General features: G+C 47.9%; 24 protein-coding genes. 5 read left to right on the top strand and 19 right to left on the bottom strand.

The window, feature by feature from the left end; genetic code table 11:
* Window positions 1-105 precede the first annotated feature (105 nt).
* Complete coding sequence (locus tag CXL14_RS11730) at window positions 106-1350, bottom strand: DNA polymerase IV (protein WP_032863572.1); 1245 nt, start codon at window positions 1348-1350, stop codon at window positions 106-108.
* A 75-nt stretch (window positions 1351-1425) separates the two neighbouring features.
* Here CXL14_RS11730 and CXL14_RS11725 point away from each other — a divergent pair, with 75 nt between their 5' ends.
* Window positions 1426-1707: a hypothetical protein gene (locus tag CXL14_RS11725; protein ID WP_014418326.1), complete on the top strand. Its 282-nt coding sequence runs from the start codon at window positions 1426-1428 to the stop codon at window positions 1705-1707.
* Between the two features lie 32 nt (window positions 1708-1739).
* A complete protein-coding gene (locus CXL14_RS11720) occupies window positions 1740-2576 on the top strand; it encodes a membrane protein insertase YidC (protein ID WP_007408393.1) in 837 nt (278 codons plus the stop codon).
* Window positions 2577-2690: 114 nt separating this feature from the next.
* Here CXL14_RS11720 and CXL14_RS11715 read toward each other — a convergent pair whose 3' ends face one another.
* From CXL14_RS11715 to mce, 3 genes are read right to left on the bottom strand one after another with little or no spacing between them, the layout of a single operon-like run.
* The gene (locus tag CXL14_RS11715; protein ID WP_003153237.1) at window positions 2691-3806 is read right to left on the bottom strand and encodes a tripeptidase T; all 1116 of its coding nucleotides are present in this window, start codon (window positions 3804-3806) and stop codon (window positions 2691-2693) included.
* 16 nt (window positions 3807-3822) lie between these two features.
* Entirely contained in the window at window positions 3823-5346 is a 1524-nt protein-coding gene (locus CXL14_RS11710) for an acyl-CoA carboxylase subunit beta (RefSeq protein ID WP_032863570.1), read from the bottom strand.
* Window positions 5333-5761, bottom strand: a complete 429-nt coding sequence (gene mce, locus CXL14_RS11705) for a methylmalonyl-CoA epimerase (protein WP_014418328.1) — start codon at window positions 5759-5761, stop codon at window positions 5333-5335. Before mce ends, CXL14_RS11710 begins: the two co-directional genes overlap by 14 nt.
* Window positions 5762-5854: 93 nt before the next feature.
* Between mce and prli42 the strand changes: the two genes are divergently transcribed.
* Window positions 5855-5950 (top strand): stressosome-associated protein Prli42, encoded by a 96-nt coding sequence (gene prli42 / locus CXL14_RS20080; RefSeq protein WP_007408390.1) that lies wholly within the window; start codon window positions 5855-5857, stop codon window positions 5948-5950.
* A gap of 13 nt (window positions 5951-5963) precedes the next feature.
* On the opposite strand, the gene CXL14_RS11700 is transcribed toward prli42, so the two are convergent.
* The 6 genes from CXL14_RS11700 to brxB form a co-directional block, all read right to left on the bottom strand.
* Window positions 5964-6494: a L,D-transpeptidase gene (locus CXL14_RS11700; protein WP_014418329.1), complete on the bottom strand. Its 531-nt coding sequence runs from the start codon at window positions 6492-6494 to the stop codon at window positions 5964-5966.
* A 69-nt stretch (window positions 6495-6563) separates the two neighbouring features.
* Entirely contained in the window at window positions 6564-7517 is a 954-nt protein-coding gene (locus CXL14_RS11695) for an aromatic acid exporter family protein (RefSeq protein ID WP_007408388.1), read from the bottom strand.
* A 76-nt stretch (window positions 7518-7593) separates the two neighbouring features.
* A complete protein-coding gene (locus CXL14_RS11690; protein WP_014418330.1) occupies window positions 7594-8316 on the bottom strand; it encodes an arginine ABC transporter ATP-binding protein ArtM in 723 nt (240 codons plus the stop codon).
* Window positions 8309-8968: an arginine ABC transporter permease ArtQ gene (locus tag CXL14_RS11685; protein ID WP_003153227.1), complete on the bottom strand. Its 660-nt coding sequence runs from the start codon at window positions 8966-8968 to the stop codon at window positions 8309-8311. Before CXL14_RS11685 ends, CXL14_RS11690 begins: the two co-directional genes overlap by 8 nt.
* 61 nt (window positions 8969-9029) lie before the next feature.
* On the bottom strand, window positions 9030-9797 hold the full coding sequence (locus CXL14_RS11680; RefSeq protein WP_014418331.1) for an arginine ABC transporter substrate-binding protein ArtP: 768 nt from the start codon (window positions 9795-9797) through the stop codon (window positions 9030-9032).
* Window positions 9798-10042: 245 nt separating this feature from the next.
* Entirely contained in the window at window positions 10043-10480 is a 438-nt protein-coding gene (gene brxB, locus CXL14_RS11675) for a bacilliredoxin BrxB (RefSeq protein ID WP_015417784.1), read from the bottom strand.
* 178 nt (window positions 10481-10658) lie between these two features.
* Here brxB and CXL14_RS11670 point away from each other — a divergent pair, with 178 nt between their 5' ends.
* Window positions 10659-11555: a YegS/Rv2252/BmrU family lipid kinase gene (locus CXL14_RS11670; RefSeq protein ID WP_014418333.1), complete on the top strand. Its 897-nt coding sequence runs from the start codon at window positions 10659-10661 to the stop codon at window positions 11553-11555.
* 44 nt (window positions 11556-11599) lie between these two features.
* Here CXL14_RS11670 and CXL14_RS11665 read toward each other — a convergent pair whose 3' ends face one another.
* The 8 genes from CXL14_RS11665 to CXL14_RS11630 all read right to left on the bottom strand — a co-directional run bounded on the left by CXL14_RS11665 (window position 11600) and on the right by CXL14_RS11630 (window position 21632).
* A complete protein-coding gene (locus CXL14_RS11665) occupies window positions 11600-12862 on the bottom strand; it encodes a dihydrolipoamide acetyltransferase family protein (protein ID WP_014418334.1) in 1263 nt (420 codons plus the stop codon).
* A gap of 21 nt (window positions 12863-12883) precedes the next feature.
* A complete protein-coding gene (gene bfmBAB, locus CXL14_RS11660; protein WP_014418335.1) occupies window positions 12884-13867 on the bottom strand; it encodes a 3-methyl-2-oxobutanoate dehydrogenase subunit beta in 984 nt (327 codons plus the stop codon).
* A gap of 12 nt (window positions 13868-13879) precedes the next feature.
* Window positions 13880-14872 (bottom strand): thiamine pyrophosphate-dependent dehydrogenase E1 component subunit alpha, encoded by a 993-nt coding sequence (locus CXL14_RS11655; protein WP_101287797.1) that lies wholly within the window; start codon window positions 14870-14872, stop codon window positions 13880-13882.
* Window positions 14873-14894: 22 nt separating this feature from the next.
* Entirely contained in the window at window positions 14895-16316 is a 1422-nt protein-coding gene (gene lpdA, locus CXL14_RS11650) for a dihydrolipoyl dehydrogenase (RefSeq protein WP_014418337.1), read from the bottom strand.
* Complete coding sequence (gene buk / locus CXL14_RS11645; protein ID WP_014721483.1) at window positions 16306-17421, bottom strand: butyrate kinase; 1116 nt, start codon at window positions 17419-17421, stop codon at window positions 16306-16308. Before buk ends, lpdA begins: the two co-directional genes overlap by 11 nt.
* A gap of 17 nt (window positions 17422-17438) precedes the next feature.
* Window positions 17439-18533, bottom strand: coding sequence for a branched-chain amino acid dehydrogenase (gene bcd / locus CXL14_RS11640; RefSeq protein WP_007612452.1), 1095 nt, complete (start codon window positions 18531-18533; stop codon window positions 17439-17441).
* Window positions 18534-18546: 13 nt separating this feature from the next.
* The gene (gene yqiS, locus CXL14_RS11635; RefSeq protein ID WP_014418338.1) at window positions 18547-19440 is read right to left on the bottom strand and encodes a phosphate butyryltransferase; all 894 of its coding nucleotides are present in this window, start codon (window positions 19438-19440) and stop codon (window positions 18547-18549) included.
* Window positions 19441-19562: 122 nt separating this feature from the next.
* Entirely contained in the window at window positions 19563-21632 is a 2070-nt protein-coding gene (locus CXL14_RS11630; protein WP_014418339.1) for a sigma-54 interaction domain-containing protein, read from the bottom strand.
* A gap of 153 nt (window positions 21633-21785) precedes the next feature.
* Here CXL14_RS11630 and CXL14_RS11625 point away from each other — a divergent pair, with 153 nt between their 5' ends.
* Window positions 21786-22028: a DUF2627 domain-containing protein gene (locus CXL14_RS11625; RefSeq protein ID WP_014418340.1), complete on the top strand. Its 243-nt coding sequence runs from the start codon at window positions 21786-21788 to the stop codon at window positions 22026-22028.
* Between the two features lie 29 nt (window positions 22029-22057).
* Here the strand turns inward: CXL14_RS11625 and prpB are convergent, their stop codons facing one another.
* On the bottom strand, window positions 22058-22963 hold the full coding sequence (prpB, locus tag CXL14_RS11620) for a methylisocitrate lyase (protein ID WP_014418341.1): 906 nt from the start codon (window positions 22961-22963) through the stop codon (window positions 22058-22060).
* Window positions 22964-22967 lie beyond the last annotated feature (4 nt).

The following is a 22967-nucleotide window of genomic DNA, read 5'->3' as shown; positions in this document are numbered from 1 at the left end:
CTAACGTCCCTTCTTCAAACGTTTAACCATTTTAAAATTTAAATTAAAATAAAATGATATTTATACTAAAGAAATTATCATACATAACCCCTTTTTTCAAGTTATTCACCTTTTCTTTTCATCCTGAAAAAAGTCTCTGTTAAAGCTCGTTCCCCTTGTTTTGCTTTCTTCTTTTTTTATAACGGCGCCTTTTCTGATCAGGTTTTGGCCGTATTTTTCATTCAGCTCGTTCATCATCTGAAAAATCGGCTCATCCTTTGCGTCCTCCTTGAATGAAAACAGATCAAGCTGTTTATACGCCTGCTGTTTTTCAACCAGTTCCGTCCCGGTGATGCCGAGAAGCCTTACCGGATTTTGGTTCCAGTGCTTGTCAAACAGTTCCATCGCAGCTTCCATGATGTCTTTTTTCTGATCAGCCGGATTGCTGAGGGTCATGCTTCTTGTGACCGTTTTCCAATCCGCATACCGAATCATGATGAACAGCCGGCAGGCCATGACCTCCTTACGCTGGAGCCGTTCGCTCACAGACAGCGCGAGCCGGTCAAACACGCCCGTTAATTCATCCCAGTCAGCCGAATCATGCGACAGGGTGGATGAGTTGCCGACACTTTTAAATTCATATATCCGCTCGGGATTGACTTCTGCAGGATGGATGCCGTTCGCTTTATCCTTCAGCCTCGGGCCGTTTATGCCGAGAAGCGTTTTCAGCGCATGTTCATCTCCTTTTGCCAAATCACCGATCGTTTTGATGCCGAGCGTTTTTATTTTTTCCGCAGTTTTCGTTCCTATACCGTGCATCTCTTCAATCGGAAGAGGCCATAAGACGTCCGGCAGCTCTCTTTTTCTTAAAATGGTGATGCCGAGCGGTTTTTTCATGTCAGACGCCATTTTGGCGAGAAATTTATTCGGGGCGATGCCGATGCTTGACGGAAGCAAAAGCTCTTTTTGCAGTCTCGCCTGAATGTCTTCGGCTGTCTCATACGCCCTGTGTCTGTGCGGTGTGTCCGTAATATCCATGTATCCTTCATCAATAGAAACAGGCTCGACTAAATCCGTATACTCCCTCAGAATGCTGAACATTTCTTTTGACGAACTCCGGTAGCGGTCAAAATTCGGAGGCACGACGATGAGTTCCGGACAGAGGCGTTTTGCCCGCCACACCGGCATGGTGGTCTTTACGCCCCGCGCTCTCGCTTCGTAGCTGCAGGTGATGATGATTCCTTTCCGTTCCTTCACGTTTCCGGCAACGGCGATAGGTTTTCCTCTTAAAGACGGATCATACGCCATTTCTACGGAGGCATAAAAACTATTCATATCGATATGAAATATAATTCTCCCTTTTCCGGCCACTCCCGGCGCCTCCTTTCCTTTCATAGACAACCTTATATATATGTAGTAAAATAAGAGCTGAATGGATGTGATAAAATGATTCTTGAGTCAATGAATGACTTTTTATTTTTAGTCGATTTTTTCACAATTATTCTTCCCGCTCTGACCGCGATCGGCATCGCTTTTCTTTTGCGTGAGCGCCGCGCAGGCGAGCATTGGAGAACGAAACGAATAGATGAACATCAAGCAGTCGTTCAGCTGAACCGAACAGACTTTCTTATTATTATATATCATCGCATTACAACTTGGATACGTAAAGTCATCCGCATGAATTCACCGGCGAATGATGATGAAGATGTCAGCTCCCTCCTTTTATAACGGCAAGTGAAGATAAAAAGGAGGAGACATAATTGTCTAAAACATATCAAAAATGGATCGCATTCGGATTATTTTTTATCGTACTGTGCACAGGCCGCTCGGCTTTTGCGGCGACATCTCAGACTCAGACGGGAGGCCTCGGGAATATCGGTTTTTTCCACGATTACCTGATCGAGCCGTTTTCGGCACTTTTAAAAGGTGTGGCGGGCCTGTTCCACGGTGAGTACGGACTGTCGATTATTCTGGTGACGATTATCGTCCGGATCGTTGTATTGCCTTTGTTTGTGAACCAATTTAAGAAACAGCGGGTGTTCCAGGAAAAAATGGCTGTGATCAAACCGCAGGTCGACAGCATTCAGGCTAAAATGAAACAAACGAAAGATGCGGAAAAACAAAAAGAACTGCAAATGGAAATGATGAAGCTTTACCGTGAGCACAATCTGAATCCGATGGCAATGGGATGTCTTCCGATGCTGGTGCAATTCCCGATTTTGATCGGTTTTTATTACGCCATCCGCTCAACGCCGGAAATTGCTTCACACTCATTTCTGTGGTTCAGCTTAGGGCATTCTGATATTCTTGTATCACTGTGCGCGGGAGCCATGTATTTCTTACAGGCTTATATTTCCCAAAAATTAAACGAGAAATATTCACCGGCTGCTCAAAATCCGGCCGCGATGCAGTCAGCCAAAATCATGGTCTTTATTTTCCCTGTCATGATGACCGTTTTTTCACTTAACGTACCGGCTGCGCTGCCGCTTTACTGGTTTACAAGCGGACTGTTTTTAACAGTGCAGAATGTACTTTTACAGCAGACGCATCATAAAAAGAAACAAGCTGCCGCTCAGGCGGAGCCCGCCAAATCATAATACTGAAACCCTGCCGGAACCTATCCGGCAGGGTTTTTTTCTTGTATCTGCAAGGCTTTAAGCCAATTATTATGAAGAATGAAAAAAGCACCCAATCAACTGGGTGCTTCGTTTTTAGTTGGCCGCTGTTTCGATAATGGCAACGACCATTTCCGCCGTTTTGACGAGCTCTTCAATCGGCATTTTTTCATTTTTCGTATGGATTTGTTCATAGCCTACTGACAGGTTGACTGTCGGAATGCCGTGGCCGGCAATGACGTTTGCGTCACTTCCGCCGCCGCTTGTCTGAAGTTCGCTCGGCCGGCCGATTTTTGCCGCCGCTTTTTTCGCGACTTCCACAACCTGATCGCCGTCCTGATATTTGAAACCCGGATACATGACCGCGATGTCCACTTCCGCGCGGCCTCCCATCTCAGCTGCAGCAGATTCGAAAGCTTCTTTCATTTTCTGCACTTGCGCTTCCATTTTTTCAGGCACTAATGAACGCGCTTCAGCCAGAATATCAACCTGGTCGCAGACGATATTGGTTTGCGTGCCGCCTTCGAAACGTCCGATATTAGCCGTTGTTTCTTTATCAATACGGCCGAGCGGCATTTTAGAGATCGCTTTTGACGCGATTGTAATCGCGGAGATGCCTTTTTCCGGTTCTACTCCCGCATGAGCCGTTTTCCCGAAAATGGTTGCTCTCACTTTCGCTTGTGTCGGCGCGGCTACAATAATGTTGCCGACTTTTCCGTCTGAATCAAGCGCAAAACCGTATTTCGCGGTAATGTCTGAACGATCCATTGCTTTTGCCCCGACTAATCCCGATTCTTCTCCGGCCGTGATAATGAATTCAATGGTGCCGTGCTCGATGTTTTGTTCTTTCAGCACTTTAATGGCTTCAAACATTGCGGCAAGTCCCGTCTTATCATCAGCGCCTAGAATCGTCGTGCCGTCGGATTTTACATAGCCGTCTTCCACAATCGGCTTAACGCCTTTGCCCGGGACAACCGTGTCCATGTGCGATGTGAAATAAATCGTATCCGCATCTTTTGTGCCCTTTAACGTACAGATTAAGTTGCCGGCGCCATGCCCCGTCACTTCTTTTGTATCATCTTCTTTTACGCTCAATCCTAAATCAGTGAATTTTTGTTTGAGCACCTTGCTGATTTCCGCTTCATGTTTTGTCTCTGAATCAATTTGAACGAGTTCAAGAAATTCTTCAAGCAGACGTTTTTCGTTTACCATTTTCAGTTCCCTCCGTTTAAAGCGGTATATTACCGTGCTTTTTTTTCGGTCTTTCCTCTTCCTTATGCGCAAGCATGTCAAATGCCTGAATCAATTTTTTCCTCGAGTCTTCCGGCCGGATGATATCATCCACCATTCCGCAGGCCGCCGCTTTATACGGACCGGCGTTTTCCTTTTCGTAAATGGCTTTTTTTTCGCGCTTCGTTTTCTCCGGGTCGTCAGAAGCCTGTATGTCTCTGCTGTATAAAATCGACGCCGCGCCTTCCGCTCCCATCACGGCGATTTCCGCATTGGGCCAGGCGAATACAAGATCTGCCCCGAGCCCTTTCGAATTCATGGCGACATAGGCGCCTCCGTAAGCTTTTCTGATGATGAGCGTCACTTTCGGCACCGTCGCTTCGGCAAAAGCATACAGCAATTTTGCTCCGTGACGGATGATTCCCGCATGTTCCTGCTGAAGGCCCGGGAGAAATCCCGGAACATCAGCGATTGTCAATAACGGAATATGAAACGCGTCGCAAAAACGGATGAATCTCGACGCTTTGTCAGCGGCATCAATCGTGAGGCTCCCCGCCAAGTGTTTCGGCTGGTTTGCGACAACACCGACTGTACGCCGTCCGAGTTTCAGAAAACCGACAACAATGTTTTTGGCAAAATACGGCTGAATGTCAAAAAACGTTCCGTCATCCGCCAGCTCTTTTATTACCTGTAACACATCGTAAGGTTTCGAACTGTCCGCGGGAACGAGGGTATTTAATAACGGTCTGGCGTCTTCCTTTTTAACGGGCAATGCCGTCTGTCCGCCGTGCGGGAGATAAGAAAGCAGGGTTTTCACAGCGGAAAGAGCCTCTTTTTCCGTTCGTGCGGAATAGTGGGCATTTCCGCTTATCACATTATGTATTCCCGCACCGCCTAAACTTTCCGCGTCAATCTGTTCACCCGTAACCTGTTCAATGACTTTCGGGCCTGTAATAAACATGTGCGACGTATGTTCCGCCATAATCACAAAATCCGTCAATGCGGGTGAATAAACAGCACCGCCGGCACACGGCCCGAGGATGACAGAAATTTGCGGAATCACTCCCGAGTAAAGGACGTTGCGCCTAAAGATATGACCGTATCCATTTAATGATACCACACCCTCTTGAATTCTCGCACCACCTGAGTCGTTCAGCCCGATGATCGGGGTTTTGTTTTTCGCCGCCAGATCCATCACCGCCGCGATTTTTTCCGCATGTGTCTCGCCGAGCGTCCCGCCGAGTACGGTAAAGTCATGGGCAAACAAATACACGGGCCGTCCGTCAATTGTGCCGTATCCGGTAACGACTCCGTCTCCCGGAGCATTCCGGCACCCGGGCATGCGGCTCTTGGCAAACGTCTGCAGCTCTGAAAAACTGTCTTCGTCCAATAAATAGTCAATTCTTTCTCTTGCCGTCAGCTTGCCTTTTTTGTGCTGTTTTTCATTTTTTTCCGCTCCGCCGCCGTTTGTTAAAAAGGAACGTCTTTCGTTTAAGTGTCTGATATGATCACTCATGCTCATCTTGAGTTTCTCCTTTTTCAATTGTTTCACAAAGCTCAATCAGGACCCCGTTCGCCTCTTTTGGAGAGAGAAATGCGATCTTCTTCCCGCCCGCTCCGTTTTGCAGTTCATGATGAAGCAAGGTCATGCGGCATGATTCAAGCTCCTTGATCGTTTCCTTCATATCGGCGCAGCGGAATGCCAAATGATGCAGCCCTTCGCCTCTTTTCTGTAAAAAAGAGCTGACGGGGGACGCGTCCGACAGCGGCTCAATCAGCTCAAGCTTTGTGCCTCCCGCTTCTAAAAAAGCAACTCTCACATTTTGGCCGTTTACCAGCTCGTCTCCCATATACGTAAGCCCGAGCATCCGTTCGTAAAATCCTCTCGCGGCTTCAATAGAGCTGACGGCAATGCCGACATGATCAAGTTTTTTCATAGCGCGGCCACCTGCTTTCCCCCATAGGATATGGCTTGTTCATACAAGCAAAACACGTTAAAATGGTAGACAGTAATCTTAAGGAGTGAAACAATGTCTCAAAAATTTATGAAAAGCGCCGTCATCGTCATTTTGGGCGTATTTATACTTTCAACCCTCCTCTCAGGCATTATGATGTATTTGCGGTAAAAAAGCAGGCGCCTCATTGCAAGGGGGTTTCCTGCTTTTTTATGAGGGCTTTCCGCTCTATTGCAATGTCCTCGAATGAGCGGTTTTCTTTTGTAATCAATACTTTCGTTCCGGGAGGGATAATCCGGAAAATACGGATGACATCCCGGTTTTTCATACGGATGCAGCCGTTTGATACAAACCCCCCGATCAGCTCTTCTCTGTTTGTTCCGTGAATGCCGTATATCCTGCCGTCGGTGCCTTTCGCGTCAAAACCGATCCAGCGGACGCCGAGCGGGTTTTCCGGCGCGCCTCCCTTTACATTTTTCTTCCGGTAATACGGATTGACGGCTTTGACCGTTACCGTAAATTCTCCTTCAGGCGTCAAATCATCCGTTTTTCCCGTCGCCACCTGATAAATGCCTTCTATTCGGTTATCCTTCACAACAGCAAGCGCATTTGTGGCTTTATTGACGATAATATAAGGGTCACCCGGCAAAGGGTTTGCGCCAAGCGGCCAAAGCGGAGACAGCAGCAGGGCGGCTGACAATAAAAAAAATCGCATGGGCTCCCCTCCTTTTTTCATTAGAATGACCAATGAAAGGAGGACTCATGCGATTGATCCATATGTTTTTTACAGCTTGATGCCTTTGAAATAACTTTTAATCACGAGATATTGTTCCATCTCACCGAGGAGGTGGAACAAAGCCGCCCGCGCTTCAAACTCCTCGCGCGTTGCCGGGAGCGGCATTTCTTCAAATTCCGTTCTCATTTCTGCAAGTCTTTTTAAAAATTTATGAGCGGTATTGCCGGGATGAATGGCTTCCCTTAATTCATGGATGAAATGGGCGATTATTTTGCCCTGCTCCACCGTTATTGAAATAGAGGTAATCTTCGGCAGCAGCCGTTCAATGATTTCAAATTGTTTCTGTCTCATCTTAAAATAATGATAGTAAAGATTTTCATGGCGCAAAATATGATTCTGCACGTCCCGATAGGCGAGGTTTTTCGCCTCTTGAATCATCTGATGCGTCTCCGGTATTTCCTTCCCCGACCAATCTTGCTCACCAGTTAACAAATACCGTTCGATTTCGGCGAAGATGACGGAAAAGTTGTCCTCGATTTTTTTCCGGTACGCCGCGAGTTTTCTGTCGAGGCTCGGCATATACAGATTCATTAACAGCGCGACGCCGATACCTACGGTGATCAGCTGGAACTCATTCCAGATAAACGCCATCGTAATGCCGCCGGACATATATAAATGAAGAATGATTACTGAGCTGGTGACGATCCCTTCATTTATTTTTAAAACGACTGTAGTCGGAATGAACAGCACCAGCAATATTCCGATCGCAAACGGATAATAGCCGATCAGCCCGAAAAAGACATATGAGAAGACGATTGCCAATAAACAGGCGGCAAATCGGGCCCACGAGGCCTGAAGCGACCGCTTTTGCGTAATCTGGATGCACAATATGGTGATGATTCCTGCGGATGCGAAGTTTTGCAGATGCAACAGCTGGGCTAAATAAATGGCCAGCGCCGTTCCAAGTGCGGTCTTTAGTGTGCGGTAACCGATTTTAAACATTGCTTGCTCCATTCTGTTTGTTTCTTTCTCAAAAAAAAGAAGAAGAGCATTCTTCTTCTTTTCTTCCAGTTATATTTTATAATATTTTTTCTAAAAAGTCCTGTGCTCTTTTTGACTTCGGAGAAAGAAAAAATTCTTCCGGCTGCCCGTCTTCCACGATCGTCCCTTCATCCATAAATAATACGCGGTCTGCGACTTCTTTGGCAAATCCCATTTCGTGCGTTACGATCACCATTGTCATGCCCGTCTGCGCGAGCTCTTTCATCACCTCAAGAACTTCTTTGACCATTTCCGGGTCAAGAGCCGAGGTCGGTTCATCAAACAGCATGATGTCAGGATTCATGGCAAGCGCCCGCGCGATGGCGACCCGCTGCTTCTGTCCGCCTGACAAACGGTTCGGATAGTCGTTCCGTTTGTCAAGCAGTCCGACTTTTTCAAGGAGAGCGCACGCCTTTTCCTCTGCCTCCTTTTTAGACTCTTTCTTTACGCTGACCGGTGCGTATGTGATATTTTCAAGCATCGTTTTATGGGGAAACAAATGAAAATGCTGAAATACCATGCCGATATTTTCTCGCACTTTCAGTTTATTCGTTTTAGCTGCGGTGATTTCGTTTTCTTTAATGGCAATCGTTCCGCCGCTCGGGGTTTCCAGCAGATTTAAGCAGCGCAGAAACGTTGATTTGCCGGAACCGGAAGGGCCGATGACAGCGACGACTTCCCCTTCTTCGATCTGTGTTGAAATGTTTTTCAGTACTTCATGTTTCCCGAATGATTTTGACAGGTTGTCGACCTTAATCATTGGCTTTCAGCTTCCTTTCTACGCCTTTTCCGATGAATGCTAAGATCAAAACGAGCACGTAATAGATTAAGCCCGCCACAATAAGAGGTTCTAAATAGTTGTATGTTGCGGCGCCGGACTGGTAGGCCCGTCTCATAATGTCGCCAAGACCGATAACTGTGACGATCGCCGATTCTTTCGTTAAGGTGATTAATTCGTTAATAATAGCCGGAGAAATGTTTTTAAACGCCTGCGGCAGCAGCAGATCTTTCATCATTTTTCCGTACGGCACGCCGAGAGCGACGGCAGCCTCTTTTTGTCCTTTGTCAATTGCATTGATTCCCGCTCTGATAATTTCAGAGACGTAAGCGGCCGAATTGAGCGATAATGCGGTGACCGCCGCCCAAAATTGATCGATCTGAAAGCCGAGGAGCTGCGGCATACCGAAATAGATGATCATCAGCTGCAGCACGAGCGGCGTGCCGCGGAATATCGAAGTATAAAAATCCGCAATCCATTTCAGCGGACTGATCGTGCTGATTTTAAATAAGCTGAGCACGATTCCTAATACAAGACCGATGACCGCTGAAACGAGCACAATTTTTAATGTGACCGCAAGGCCTTCCAATATAAAAGGAATTTGGGGGATTGTCGCTGAGAAATCCAAATTCATACGTGTGATCTCCTTTGTCTTTATTCAAGATAAAAAGCTCAACGAAAAGTTGAGCTTTCTTTTATTTCTCGTTGGTGAACCATTTTTTCTTCAGTTTTTCGATTTCTCCGTTTTTCTCCATTTCTTTCAGCGCTTTGTTAAACTTCGCTGTCAGATCACTGTCTTTGCGGAACGCAATCGCGGAGCCCGATTCGTCTGATTTCGCATCTGCTGACGCAAAGCCCTGCAGATCTTGATTTGAATTGAAATAGCCTTGTGCTACGATGTCTTCGATAATCGCGGCATCAAAACGCCCGGATTTGATCTCTTCGGTTAAATCTGAGATCCGGTTGCGGTCTTCGAGCTGAAAACCGTATTTCGAAGCGAGCTTCTTGCCTTTTTCCTCTTGAATGGAGCCGAGCTGCACACCGACGGTTTTGCCTTTCAGATCATTCAGGGATTTAATGCTGCTTCCCTTTTTCGTAACAATCATATTGTTAGCAGTATAATAAATATCAGAAAAATCAACTTGCTTTTTCCGTTCCGGCGTAGGTGTCATTCCAGATAAAATCATATCTACCTGCTTGGACTTCAAGGCTGTAATCAGGCTGTTGAAGTCCATGTCCTGCACCTCAACGTCATAGCCGGTCTTTTTGCCCAAAGCTTTTGCCAGATCAACGTCAAACCCGGTGATCTGATCGCCGTCTTTATATTCAAATGGTTTATAGTCAGCCGATGTACCCATAATCAGCTTGTTCTTTCCGCCCTCTGATCCTGAATTGCCTGATCCGCAGGCGGACAGCGCAAAGGTGATACATGCGGCAGCTAATACCAACAGCCATTTCTTCATGATTCATTTCCCCCATATCTACTGATCTCTTAAAATTGAATATTTATTCGTTAACTTGTATTTTAAACACTTTTTAAGTGTGATGCAATACTATTTTTGAAAAATATATTTTCCTTTCTGTGTTTATTATAGTCATTGTTTTTCAGATTAGTGACAGCTGAACACCGATGTATAAATATTTATATTTATACAGATTCCATATAAAAAAACCCCGCAAGCGCTCGGCTCCGGGGTTTTTCTTTCACTTATACTTCTTCACAATATTCTTCAAATGCTTCCTGCAGTTTTGTGACGACGGCCATCGGCTCATGTCCTTCAATTTCATGGCGTTCCACCATTTTCATGATTTTCCCGTCTTTTAAAATGGCAAATGACGGAGAGGACGGCGGATAGCCTTCAAAGTATTCTCTCGCTTTGGCTGTCGCTTCTTTATCCTGTCCGGCAAATACCGTCACAAGCTGATCCGGGCGTTTATCGTAATGTACGGAATGGTACGCGGCAGGCCGTGCAATACCGCCTGCGCATCCGCACACAGAGTTGACCATAACGAGTGTCGTTCCTTTTTTCGAAAGCGCATCGTCCACTTCCTCAGCGGTTTTCAGCTCTGTATACCCGGCAGCCGTGATTTCCTGGCGGGCTTGACGCACGACATCATTCATAAATAAATTAAAATCCATATTCAACTGGGACCTCTCCTTTTTGATCATCTCTTCTTATGATAGCAAGGAACCTCCCTATCGGCAAATGACACCGCTCATAACCAATTGTTTTTTGTCCCTTTTATGTTCCCGATGTAAGTTTATGACCCTTTAAAAACGGGAAACTTGTTAAGGAGATTGTCTGAAATAAAGGAGCAGTCGTATGAGCCAACGGAAAGCAGTATTAATTTATAACGGAAACGCCGGTCAAAAACAGATTGATAAAACGCTCGGCACGGTCGTCCCCATTTTGGCCCAGTCAGCTGACGAACTTTTGATTAAACCGACCAAACATCAGGATGATGCCCGTCAGTATTGTGAAAATCTCGACAGTTCAGTTGACCATTTATATATTTTAGGCGGGGACGGCACTGTGCATCAATGCATCAACAGCATCAGCAAGCTTGATCACAGACCCGCTGTCGGCATTTTGCCGGGAGGAACGTGCAACGATTTCTCCCGGGCGCTCGGCATCCCGCAAAACCTTCAAAAGGCCGCTGAAGCGCTCGCGGCCGGACATAAACGGATGATTGACGTCTGTAAAACGGATGACGGCTATTTTCTGAACTTCTGGGGCATCGGACTGATTACCGAAGCATCAAGCCATATTAATGAAACTGAAAAAGCATGGCTTGGTAAAATCAGCTACTTCACGAGCGCCTTGCGGACGATGACAAGCGCGAACCCGTTTCCTGTCAAATTGACGATTGACGGCGAGGTGAAAGAAGACGAAGCCGTAATGGTGCTTGTCATGAACGGGCATTATATCGGGACAAACAGAGTTCCCCTGCCTGATGCCAGCCTCCGGGACGGCTTAGCCGATGTGTTAATCTGCCGTAACACAAGCCTTGCCGCGTTGCGGGAGCTGATGACGATGGAGCAGGGTTCATTTGATGATTTCAAAGGGGAGCTGTCCTATATTCAGGCCTCCAGGATTGAAATCGAAACCGGACGTGAGATGGACGCGGATACAGATGGCGAGGTATACGGAACAACACCTTGTACGATCGAAGTGAAAAAACATCATCTCACTATGCTTGTTCCCGAGGATTCACAATGAAAATAAAAAAACTCCTTTTGCCGCCCGGGCAAAAGGAGTTTTTTTTAATAGACTGACGTATGTTCATCAATGTTTTCTAAGATCTCTTTGACGCGTCCGAGGAATCGGCCGCACACGAGCCCGTCGAGCACTCTGTGATCTAAAGACAGGCAAAGATTAACCATATCACGAACGGCGATCATCCCGTTATTCATGACAACCGGGCGTTTGACGATAGATTCTACCTGAAGAATCGCCGCCTGCGGATGGTTGATAATGCCCATAGATTGAACTGAGCCGAAAGATCCCGTGTTATTGACGGTAAATGTGCCGCCCTGCATATCTTCCGCGGTAAGTTTTCCGTTTCTCACTTTTTTCGCAAGGTCCGTTATTTCTCTGGCTATGCCTTTAATCGTTTTTTCATCAGCATGCTTAATAACCGGAACAAACAGCGAATCTTCCGTGGCAACGGCAATGGAGATGTTGATGTCTTTCTTTTGGACGATTTTGTCTCCCGCCCACATACTGTTCATCTGCGGGAACTCTTTGAGAGCCTGCGCCGCCGCTTTTACAAAGAAAGCGAAAAACGTTAAATTGAAGCCTTCTTTTTGTTTAAATGAGTCTTTAATGCTGTTTCTGTACGCCGTCATGTTCGTGACGTCGACTTCCATCATCGTCCAGGCATGCGGAATTTCTGTTTTGCTTTTATGCATATTGGCGGCGATGGCTTTTCTGACGCCTGTAACCGGAATTTCAATATCACCGGCTGACAGAGCGGGTGCCGGTGCTTGTTTTTGCTGTTGTTTCGGCGCTTGTTGCGTTGTTTGAACAGCAGCCGGCGCCGGTGTTTCCGATTTCTGCTTCATTCCCGAATCAATGATCTTTTGAATGTCTTTTCGCGTAATTCTTCCGCCTGCACCCGTTCCTTCAACTTCTTCAAGCTGAATGCCGTGTTCTCCCGCTAATCTGAGCACGGCCGGCGAATAACGCGCTTTATTTGACTGATCTTTACCTTGGCGGTTTGCACCGGTGTCTGAAGGGGTATTCTGCTCTTCTTCCCGCTTCGGCGCCTCTTCGGTTTCCGTTTCTTCTGTATCAATTTTGCAGATGATCTCGCCGACTGCAAGAGTCTGGCCTTCTTCTCCTACAAGTTCTGTAATCGTACCGGTAAAAGAAGACGGCACCTCCGCGTTCACTTTATCTGTCATGACCTCCGCGATGGGGTCATATTTATTCACTTGATCACCGGGGGATACCAGCCACTTGCTGATCGTCCCTTCCGTCACGCTCTCTCCGAGCTGAGGCATAGCCATTTGTTCAATCGCCATGTCAAAAACCTCCTTACGTCTTTAAAACTCCGCTAATTCTCTCATCGCGGCTTCTGCTTTGTCAGGATTCATCATGAAGTATTTTTCCATTGTCGGCGCATAAGGCATTGCCGGAACGTCAGGACCTGCAAGCCGCTTGATCGGCGCGTCTAAATCAAATAAGCAGTTTTCTGAAATAATGGCGGCGACCTCGCTCATAATACCGCCTTCTTTCGTATCTTCCGTGATCAGCAATACTTTTCCCGTTTTAGACGCGGCTTCAATGATGGCTTCTTTATCTAACGGATAAACCGTACGCAAGTCTAATACGTGCGTGGAAATTCCGTCTTTTTCAAGACGCTCGGCAGCCTGCAGAGCAAAATGGACGCATAATCCGTACGTAATGACAGTAATGTCGCTGCCTTCGCGTTTTACATCCGCCTTTCCGATCGGAAGGACGTAATCATCCGCAGGGACTTCGCCTTTAATCAGGCGGTACGCCCTCTTATGTTCGAAAAACAGCACCGGATCTTCGTCACGGACTGCAGCTTTCAACAGCCCTTTTGCGTCATAAGGAGTTGAAGGCATGACAATTTTAAGGCCCGGCTGGTTGGCAAAAATGGCCTCCACAGATTGGGAATGATACAACGCGCCGTGCACGCCGCCGCCGTAAGGCGCTCTGATGACCATCGGACAGCTCCAATCATTGTTTGAGCGGTAGCGTATTTTTGCCGCTTCTGAAATGATTTGGTTGACCGCAGGCAGAATGAAATCGGCAAACTGCATCTCGGCAATCGGGCGCATGCCGTACATCGCGGCGCCGATCCCTACACCGGCAATCGCTGATTCAGCAAGCGGCGTATCCATCACCCGCTCTTCTCCGAACTGTTCATAGAGACCCGCCGTTGCTTTAAACACGCCGCCTTTTCTCCCGACGTCTTCCCCGAGAACAAAAACGCGCGGATCTCTTTCCATTTCTTCTTTCATTGCTGCATTAATACTGTCAATATAAGACATTACAGACATAAGTATTCCTCCCTACTTCGCATAAACGTGATCAAGCGTTGATTCAGGAGATGCGTATGGCGCTTTCTCCGCTTCGTCTGTCGCTTCGTTTACGATAGCCATGATGTCATCCAGCATGGTCTTTTCTTCTTCTTCACCTAGAAGCCCGGCTTCTTGCAAGTATGCTTTGTATAAAAGAAGCGGATCTTGTTTCTTCGCTTCTTCTACTTCTTCGCGTTCTCTGTAGCTGCTGTCGTCGTCATCACTGGAATGCGGCGTCAAACGGTAGGAAACCGTTTCTATTAATGTAGGGCCTTCGCCTTTAGATGCCCGTTCGCGCGCTTCTTTTACGGCCCGGTAAACTTCCAGCAGGTCGTTTCCGTCAACAGTGACTCCCGGCATGCCGTAGCCTGCCGCCCGGTCGGATATTTTCTCGCACGCCACCTGTTTGTCATACGGGACAGAAATGGCATACTTATTGTTTTCACACATGAAAATGACCGGCAGTTTATACACGGCGGCAAAGTTTGCCCCTTCGTGAAAATCCCCCTGGTTGGAAGATCCTTCTCCAAAGGTAACGAAAGAGACGATATCCTTTTTATCCATGCGTCCCGCAAGCGCGATTCCGACTGCATGAGGAACCTGCGTTGTAACAGGGGATGAGCCCGTTACGATTCTGTTTTCCTTTTGCCCGAAGTGGCCCGGCATCTGCCTTCCGCCTGAGTTCGGGTCAGCCGCTTTCGCAAAACCGGACATCATCAAATCCTTTGCAGTCATACCGAATGCAAGCACAACCCCTATATCTCTGTAGTACGGAAGCACATAGTCGGTATCACGGTTTAAGGCACAGGCCGCGCCTACTTGTGCCGCTTCCTGTCCTTGACATGAAACAACGAACGGAATTTTGCCCGAGCGGTTTAAGAGCCACATTCTTTCGTCGATTTTTCTGGCTAACAGCATGGTTCTATACATTTCAACGGCTTCTTCGTCAGAGAGCCCTAATGCTTGATGGCGGTTTGTAGTCATTCAAACCCCTCCTTCTTTCCTTTTAAAAATGAATCGCGTTTCCGTCTGCGGCTAACGCAGCTTCTCCAATCGCTTCTGACAGCGACGGATGCGGATGTATGGACTGGCCGATTTCCCAAGGCGTCGCATCGAGCACCTTGGCAAGCCCCGCTTCAGAGATCATATCGGTGACGTGCGGGCCGATCATATGAACACCGAGAATATCATCTGTATTCCGATCGGCGACGATTTTGACAAAGCCGTCGCTTTCTCCGTATACAAGCGCCTTTCCGATCGCCATGAACGGAAACTTCCCGATTTTCAGTTCATGCCCTTTTCGAAGAGCTTCCTCTTCTGTCAGACCGACGCTCGCCGCTTCCGGATTTGAATAAATGCATTTCGGCACAAGAGCGGCATCAAGCGGAGCCGGATTAAGACCCGCCATATGCTCAACGGCAATGATGCCTTCACGGGAGGCCACATGCGCAAGCTGCAGCCCGCCGACAACATCACCAATCGCATAAATGTGCGATTCCTTCGTCTGCCCGGCTTCGTTCACGATGATAGAACCGTTTTCCGCTTCAATGTCCGTGTTTTCAAGGCCGATCCCTTCAATGTTCGGCTGGCGGCCGATGGAAACAAGCATTTGTTCCGCGTGATACGTTTCTTTTTTTCCATTCTTTTCAGCGGCAATTGAAACGCCGTCCGCTTTTTCCAATGTATCCGGAAGCACTTTCGCACCCGTCACGATTTTAATTCCTTTTTTCGTTAACAGTTTTTCCATCTCGCTTGAAATATCACGGTCTTCAGTCGGCAAAATGCGGTCCGCATATTCAATCACAGTGATATTGACGCCGAAATCGTTCAGCATGGATGCCCATTCAATTCCGATGACACCGCCGCCGACGATCATCATGGATTGGGGCAGACGTTCAAGCTCTAACGCTTCATCTGATGTCAGAATATATGTACCGTCTGCTTCTAAACCCGGCAGCATTTTCGGCCTTGAACCGGTTGCGATAATCAATTGTTTCGGTATCAGCATGTCGTTTTCTTCACCATTTGCGTATTCGACGGAAACTGTACCGGGAAGAGGTGAGAAGATGGAAGGGCCGAGCATACGTCCGTACCCGTTGAATACATCAATCTTCCCCTTTTTCATCAAGTGGGCGACACCGCCGGCCAGCCGGTCAACGATTCCCTGCTTTCGTTTTTGCACGCTGTCAAAGCGGAGGGAGACACCTTCCGTTTCAATGCCGAATGCTGCCGCTTCCTTTGCGGTTCGGTACACTTCCGCGCTTCTTAACAGCGCTTTACTCGGAATACATCCTTTATGCAGGCATGTTCCGCCGAGCTTTTCTTTTTCTACAACGGCCGTTTTTAAGCCGAGCTGGGCCGCTCTGATGGCGGCTACATAACCGCCCGTGCCGCCGCCCAGAATGACCACATCATACTCAGTCGCCATTTGTTTTCACTCCTTCGCCGATCTGATATTGCTTTGACTGCTCCTCACCGGCTAAAACCCGAAGCGCGCCTTGCGCGAGAGATTGCAGTTCATTTTCTCCCGGGTACACCAGTACATCCGAAATCCAATCTATGTACGATCTGATAGCGGATACGAAACTTTTCCCGTACGCCAATCCGCCCGTCAGGACGATAATGTCTACTTTTCCTTTTAAAACGGCGCTTGCCGCCCCGATTTCTTTTGCTACTTGATAAGCCATGGCGTCATAAATGAGACGCGCGTTTTCATCTCCGGCCTGAATGCGTTTTTCCACTTTGACCGCGTCCGTTGTCCCCAGGTAGCCGGAGAGTCCGCCCGTGCCGACAAGTTTTTTCATCATATCGGCTTTTGAATACTTGCCGGAAAAACACATCTCCACCAAATCACCCGCCGGAACGGTTCCCGCGCGCTCCGGGCTGAAGGGTCCTTCTCCGTGAAGCCCGTTGTTGACATCCGTCACCCGTCCGCAATCATGGACACCGACTGTGGTGCCGCCGCCCATATGAGTGACGATCATCTTCATCTGTTCATACCGTTTGCCGAGGGACGCCGCCGCCTGACGGGCAACAGCTTTTTGGTTCAAAGCATGGAAAATGCTTTTCCGCTTGATTTCAGGCATTCCTGATACTTTAGCGAGCGGAGTCATCTCATCCACCACGACCGGATCGACGATATACGCGGGGATATTTAATCCGTCAGCTATTTCCCTGGCAATAATTCCGCCCAGATTAGAAGCATGCTGGCCGTTGTAGCCGTTTTTCAAATCAGTGATCATGGCGTCATTCACTTCATATGTGCCGCCCTCAATCGGTCTGAGCAGGCCGCCTCTGGCACAAACGGCATCGAACTTTGAAATGTTGATGCCCTGTTCGTGTAAAGACTCAAGAATGCTTATTTTTCGAAATTCGTATTGGTCGATAATGCTGTTAAATGTTTTCAGCTCTTCTTCGGGATGCCGCAGCGTCTTTTCAAAGATACAGCGTTCATTGTGAAAGACACCGATTTTCGTTGATGTTGAGCCTGGATTCAGAATGAGAATGCGTTTTTCCTTTTCGAACATTTTCATACCTCCAGATCAAATTCCTATCGTCTGCTTAATATACTTTGGCCGTTTTGCAGAAACTGGCTTCTTGAACGGCGCATGCGCTCAATTCGTTCCTCAGCCAAACGGTCAGCCGCTAAGTATGTCGGAATGCCGTCACGCGCGGAAATATCGAGCACCCGCTCAATGTTTGCATAGATGCCCTCAACCTTTTTCAAAGCCCGCTCAGCATTGTAGCCGTAAAGCTCATCGGCTACATTGATGACGCCGCCTGCATTGATGACATAATCCGGAGCGTACACGATTCCCATTTCATGAATGGTATCGCCGTGACGTGTTTCTTTCAGCTGGTTATTGGCCGCTCCCGCAATAACTTTCGCCTTCAGCTGTTTAATCGTGTCATCGTTAATGACGGCGCCGAGAGCACATGGGGCATAAATATCGCACGCCTGTGAGTAAATGTCGTCGGGATCAACTGCGCGGGCGCCGAAGTCCTCAACGGCACGTTTAACAGATTCTTTATTGATATCCGTTACGATTAAAGAAGCGCCTTCTTCGTGAAGGTGGCGGCATAGATTGTAAGCCACATTTCCCACGCCTTGCACGGCAATTGTTTTACCTTCCAGTGAATCAGTGCCAAACGCCGCTTTCGCTGCGGCTTTCATCCCTTTGTAGACGCCGTACGCCGTAACCGGGGACGGATTTCCTGATGAACCGAATGCCGGAGAAATTCCGGTTACATAGTCTGTTTCATCATGAATGATGTCCATATCTTCAACGGTTGTGCCGACGTCTTCCGCCGTAATATACCTTCCGTTTAAGCCTTGGATGTAGCGCCCGAACGCGCGGAACATTTCTTCATTTTTATCTTTGCGCGGGTCTCCGATAATAACGGTTTTCCCGCCGCCTAAGTTTAAACCGGCAGCCGCATTTTTATAAGTCATGCCTTTTGCGAGTCTTAATGCATCTTCAATCGCCGCTTCTTCACTGTCATATGTCCACATTCTTGTTCCGCCAAGTGCAGGGCCGAGCGTCGTATCATGAATCGCGATGATCGCTTTTAATCCGGATTGTTCATCTTGGCAGAATACCAATTGTTCGTAATCATAAGTCTCCATATATTTAAAAATTTCCATAGGTTCGTTCCTCCTACTGTTCTTGTGATGCGCAAATCGCAAGCGCAATTGAATACAGTTTATTTTCTGCGGTATCCGCTCTGCTCGTTAATGCGATCGGCGCTTTTGCACCGGCGATGACGGCAGCAACATTTGCTTTCGCAAAATAAATCATTGACTTATAAAGCATATTTCCGGCCTCGATTGAAGGAACCAAGAGAATATCCGCCTGGCCCGCTACGCTTCCGGAAATCCCTTTTTGCAGCGCAGCCGCTTGGGATACGGCATTATCCAAAGCAAGCGGTCCGTCCGCAATGCAGCCGGTAATCTGTCCTCTGTTGCACATCTGGACGATCGCAGCCGCGTTCAGCGTCGCCTCCATTTTCGGATTAACCGTTTCAATAGCGGCAAGGACTGCGGCTTTCGGCATAGGGTTCCCTACTGAATGTGCGACATGAACCGCATTTTGCAGAATATGCCCGAGCTCTTCAAGAGACGGGGCAATGTTCAGCGCTGAATCAGTCACATACATCAGCCGGTCATAGTCCGGCACCTCAAAAACGGCTACATGTGATAACACCCTTTTTGAACGAAGCCCTTCATGGCGGTTTAAAACCGATTTCAGAAGAGTTGAGCTCGGGAGATTCCCTTTCATTAAAATGTCCGCCTCTTGTTCACGCACTGCGCGCACTGCTTTTGCCGCAGATTCTTCGGGTGAATCGGCGTGGATGATTTCAGCATTGAACTTCGGCTCATTTGCCAGAAGCTCTTTCAGCTTTCCGCTGTCACCCGTCAGTAAAAATCGTGCCGACAAGTGTTCTGCCGCCATTTTGACGGCCTGGATCACTTCTTTATCTGCTGCGTGGGCCACTGCAATGGTTTTTGCGTTTTTTGCCGCGGCTTTTTCAACTAGGTCTCTCAGCTTCATTTTGTACCACCTTCCTTGTGCGAATCCGCTTTTAACAATGCAAGTTCCGTGCCAAATATGCGGGAGGGTTTATTCCGGCTTTTTTCAAGAAAACATGCAGCTGTTTGCGCTTTCTCTGCAATTTATTGCATGCCGTCATTTGCAAGGCCGTACTTGTCCATTTTGTAGTACAGATTCCGAATGCTGACACCAAGCGCTTTTGCCGTTTTGGTTCGGTTGAATTTATGCTTTTCAAGTGTTTTTTGAATGACGTGCGCTTCAAATTTTTCAACAGCCTGAGACAGCTTTTCCCCTTCCACATCCGGAAAATCACTTTGGGTGCCGTTTTTTTCATTCAGCTCTGATTCAAAAACAGGCAGATGCTGCTGTTCGATCCGTTCCATGTGCGGCTCTAAAAATATCATTGCCCGTCCGAGAACATTTTCAAGCTCCCGGACGTTTCCCGGCCAGCTGTAGGCTGATAAAGCTCGCAGCGCGTTCGGCGCGAGCCCCTTTACATTGCGGCCGTAATCCTGATTGATTTTTTCAATGAGCCGAATGCTCAGCGCTTCAATATCTTCTTTGCGCTGCCGAAGCGGCGGGATTGAGATCGGATAGCGGTTAATCCGGTAATACAGGTCTTCACGGAACGCGCCTTCGGCCATGGCCTTTTCGATGTTGACGTTTGTCGCTGCGATAATTCTGACATTGACAGAAATCGCTTTAGCGCCGCCGACTCTGATAATTTCTTTTTCCTGCAGAACTCTGAGCAGCTTTGCCTGGGTGCTTTGGGTCAGCTCTCCGATTTCATCTAAGAAAATGCTGCCGTTATTCGCTTCCTCAAAAAGTCCTTTTTTGCCCCCGCGCCTCGCGCCCGTAAACGCGCCTTCCTCATAGCCGAAAAGCTCGGATTCTAGCAGGGATTCAGACAGGGCCGCACAATTGACCCGGATGAATTTATTGTATTTTCGGTCGCTTTCATTATGGATGGCGTGGGCGAAAAGTTCTTTTCCTGTGCCGGATTCTCCCCGCAGCAGAATCGTCGCCGGCGTTTTCGCCCCGAGCTTCGCCTGTTCAAGGGCGACCAGCATTTGTTCACTCGTGCCGATAATGTCGTCAAACGTGTATTTCGCTTCAAGCGTGCGGATGATCTGGCGCGCCCGATTCAGCTCAGCAGTCAGCGTTTTAATTTCTGACACATCGTGAATGACGCCGACGCTGCCTTTTAAAATACCGTCCACAATAACGGGGGCAACATTTACGATAACATCCTTTTTATTGGGGCCGACCTTCATCCTCACACCCCGCACGGGCCGCCTTGTCCCCAATACTTTCAGGTGCATGCTTTCCCCTTCTGAGATATCGGTGGAAGCGGGTTTTCCGATGACTTCGCTTTCTGACAGCCCGGTCATTTTTGTATACGCTTTGTTGATTAACATTCCGATGCCGTTTTCATCAACGACGGAAATGGCCTCGTCTGAGGATTGAATAATCGCTTCAAGCATGGTGCGGATTTGTTTTAAGTTCGTAACCTCTTCCGCCAGTTCAACTGCGTCGGTGATGTCTTTAAACACGCATAACGCGCCGAGAAGTTTTCCGCCTTCATCAATGATCGGCAGTCTTGTCGTGACAATCTGCAAGTGCTTTCCGAGAAGCTGCTTCTGGTTATATTCCGGCTCTCTCGTTTCCAGAATCCGCGGCAGCTTTGTGTTCGGCACTACGTCTTTAATTTGGCGGCCGATGACATCCTCCCGTTTTTGGCCGACCATTTTTTCTGCCATCTGATTAAATAAAATGATCGTTTCGTTGACGTCTATAAAAATCATGCCGTCGTGCGTTGAATTAAAAATCCGGTCATGCTTATACGTCTGCGACTTGAGCATTTGGATAAGCTGCTGTTTTTCCTCCATCAGCTGAAACACCATGTACGCCAATTTTCCCGGCATGACGATGGTTTGTTCTTTTTTCTCATGGAGCAGCTCATCCATGACCGCTTTATCGCCTGTTGTATGGATGATAATATCTATATCTTCGGTTATGTAAGGTTTCCAATCTGATGAGGTTGCAATTCCATATTTCCGGGCTACTTGCAGCCCTTGCGCCTCCGGATCTTGATCAACCACCGCAATAATCCGGATCAGCTTTGTTTTCATCAAAATCTGTAGGAGCGCCGTGCCTCCTTTACCAGCACCTATAATCAGCACCTTCTGCATCCCGATACCCCTTTATATGAAAAAATTTGCACACCTGTATTTTCCGTTGCAATAATTTGCACAACCCCTATGTTACCACGTTTTGATCTCTTGACAAAATATTTTTTCGATTGGACAATAAAGGAAAACATATCGTAAAGGGGTTTTCTGAATATGAGCCGGCTTGTTGCGCTTTTGATTCTGGTCCTCCCCGGCGCTGTCGCGGCGCTCGGCATTAAGCTGATGAGAGATGCATTATTCGGGCATGTGTTTTCCCCGTTTCCGTCCCTTTTTCTTCAGGGGGCGGCCGGTTTGGCGTTTTTTTTGTTCGGCCTTTATGTTCTGGCCGGGTTTATTTTGTACAGAGATCGGAAACGCAATCAAGTCAGCCCGCGGTTCAGGAAAAAAAAGCTGTAAAAAAAGCCCTTGCAAAAAAAAGGGCTTTTTCAGTCGTCCGGCAGTATCGTTTTGGCAATGGATTGATCCAGTTCTTCATAGTCATCGTAAGCGATCGTTTCATATAATTCTTTTCTCGTCTGCATATCTGAAAGCCCCTCTTTTTGCGAGCCTTCTTCTTTCAGAAGGCGGAAAATACGCTCAAAAGCCTTGGCCGCCGTTCTGAGTGACGTGACCGGGTAAATGACCATCTGACAGCCCATATCGGAAAATTCATCAGCACTGTAATACGGCGTTTTTCCGAATTCAGTCATGTTAGCGAGAATCGGCACACTGATTTGTTTGGAAAACGCTCTGAATTCACTTTCGGATTGGAGCGCTTCCGGAAAAACAGCGTCAGCACCCGCTTTTATATAAGCGGACGCCCTTGTTAATGCCCCCTCCAGCCCTTCCTGCTGTCTGGCGTCTGTTCTCGCAACAACAAGAAGGGTCGGCGCGGCCTGCTTGATCGCTTGGATTTTTTGCGCCATTTCTTCAATCGGCACGAGCTGCTTCCCATTCAGATGTCCGCATTTTTTCGGCAGGCGCTGATCCTCCATCTGGACGGCGGCCGCGCGCGCTTCATACATTTCTTTCGCCGTCCGGGCGGCATTCAGCACTCCTCCGAAACCCGTGTCAATATCGACAAGGACGGGCAGATCAGACGAGCGGACCAGATCTTTAACCCGTTCAGCCATTTCCGCCGACGTGATGATCCCTAAATCGGGCAGCCCTCTGCTCGCCGTGTAAGCCGCGCCTGATAAATAAAGAGCCGAAAACCCCGTTTTCTTGGCGATAAGAGCGGCCATCGCATCGTGAGCGCCGGGGATCTGCAATAGATCCGGCGCTGCCATCAGCGTACGGAACCGCTCTGCAAGCTCCTCTTGAGACGACTGCTTGCTGACGATCCACGTCATGTTT

Origin of the sequence: Bacillus sp. SJ-10 (genome assembly GCF_002843505.1) — a bacterium.
GTDB lineage: Bacteria > Bacillota > Bacilli > Bacillales > Bacillaceae > Bacillus > Bacillus velezensis.
The sequence above is the reverse complement of the archived record's forward strand: the minus strand, read 5'-3'. Positions and strand labels throughout refer to the sequence as shown.

Bases quoted from the DNA above. Each gene is read 5' to 3' on its own strand.
- buk (WP_014721483.1), bottom strand. From the start codon at position 17,421: ATGAAAATGTTCGAAAAGGAAAAACGCATTCTCATTCTGAATCCAGGC.
- prli42 (WP_007408390.1), top strand. From the start codon at position 5,855: ATGTCTCAAAAATTTATGAAAAGCGCCGTCATCGTCATTTTGGGCGTA.
- CXL14_RS11700 (WP_014418329.1), bottom strand. From the start codon at position 6,494: ATGCGATTTTTTTTATTGTCAGCCGCCCTGCTGCTGTCTCCGCTTTGG.
- CXL14_RS11680 (WP_014418331.1), bottom strand. From the start codon at position 9,797: ATGAAGAAATGGCTGTTGGTATTAGCTGCCGCATGTATCACCTTTGCG.
- bfmBAB (WP_014418335.1), bottom strand. From the start codon at position 13,867: ATGTCTGTAATGTCTTATATTGACAGTATTAATGCAGCAATGAAAGAA.
- CXL14_RS11685 (WP_003153227.1), bottom strand. From the start codon at position 8,968: ATGAATTTGGATTTCTCAGCGACAATCCCCCAAATTCCTTTTATATTG.
- CXL14_RS11665 (WP_014418334.1), bottom strand. From the start codon at position 12,862: ATGGCGATTGAACAAATGGCTATGCCTCAGCTCGGAGAGAGCGTGACG.
- CXL14_RS11625 (WP_014418340.1), top strand. From the start codon at position 21,786: ATGAGCCGGCTTGTTGCGCTTTTGATTCTGGTCCTCCCCGGCGCTGTC.
- lpdA (WP_014418337.1), bottom strand. From the start codon at position 16,316: ATGGCGACTGAGTATGATGTGGTCATTCTGGGCGGCGGCACGGGCGGT.
- bcd (WP_007612452.1), bottom strand. From the start codon at position 18,533: ATGGAAATTTTTAAATATATGGAGACTTATGATTACGAACAATTGGTA.
- CXL14_RS11695 (WP_007408388.1), bottom strand. From the start codon at position 7,517: ATGTTTAAAATCGGTTACCGCACACTAAAGACCGCACTTGGAACGGCG.
- CXL14_RS11725 (WP_014418326.1), top strand. From the start codon at position 1,426: ATGATTCTTGAGTCAATGAATGACTTTTTATTTTTAGTCGATTTTTTC.
- CXL14_RS11690 (WP_014418330.1), bottom strand. From the start codon at position 8,316: ATGATTAAGGTCGACAACCTGTCAAAATCATTCGGGAAACATGAAGTA.
- CXL14_RS11715 (WP_003153237.1), bottom strand. From the start codon at position 3,806: ATGGTAAACGAAAAACGTCTGCTTGAAGAATTTCTTGAACTCGTTCAA.
- CXL14_RS11630 (WP_014418339.1), bottom strand. From the start codon at position 21,632: ATGCAGAAGGTGCTGATTATAGGTGCTGGTAAAGGAGGCACGGCGCTC.
- CXL14_RS11710 (WP_032863570.1), bottom strand. From the start codon at position 5,346: ATGAGCATGAGTGATCATATCAGACACTTAAACGAAAGACGTTCCTTT.
- yqiS (WP_014418338.1), bottom strand. From the start codon at position 19,440: ATGAAGCTGAGAGACCTAGTTGAAAAAGCCGCGGCAAAAAACGCAAAA.
- CXL14_RS11655 (WP_101287797.1), bottom strand. From the start codon at position 14,872: ATGACTACAAACCGCCATCAAGCATTAGGGCTCTCTGACGAAGAAGCC.
- prpB (WP_014418341.1), bottom strand. From the start codon at position 22,963: ATGACGTGGATCGTCAGCAAGCAGTCGTCTCAAGAGGAGCTTGCAGAG.
- CXL14_RS11670 (WP_014418333.1), top strand. From the start codon at position 10,659: ATGAGCCAACGGAAAGCAGTATTAATTTATAACGGAAACGCCGGTCAA.
- mce (WP_014418328.1), bottom strand. From the start codon at position 5,761: ATGAAAAAACTTGATCATGTCGGCATTGCCGTCAGCTCTATTGAAGCC.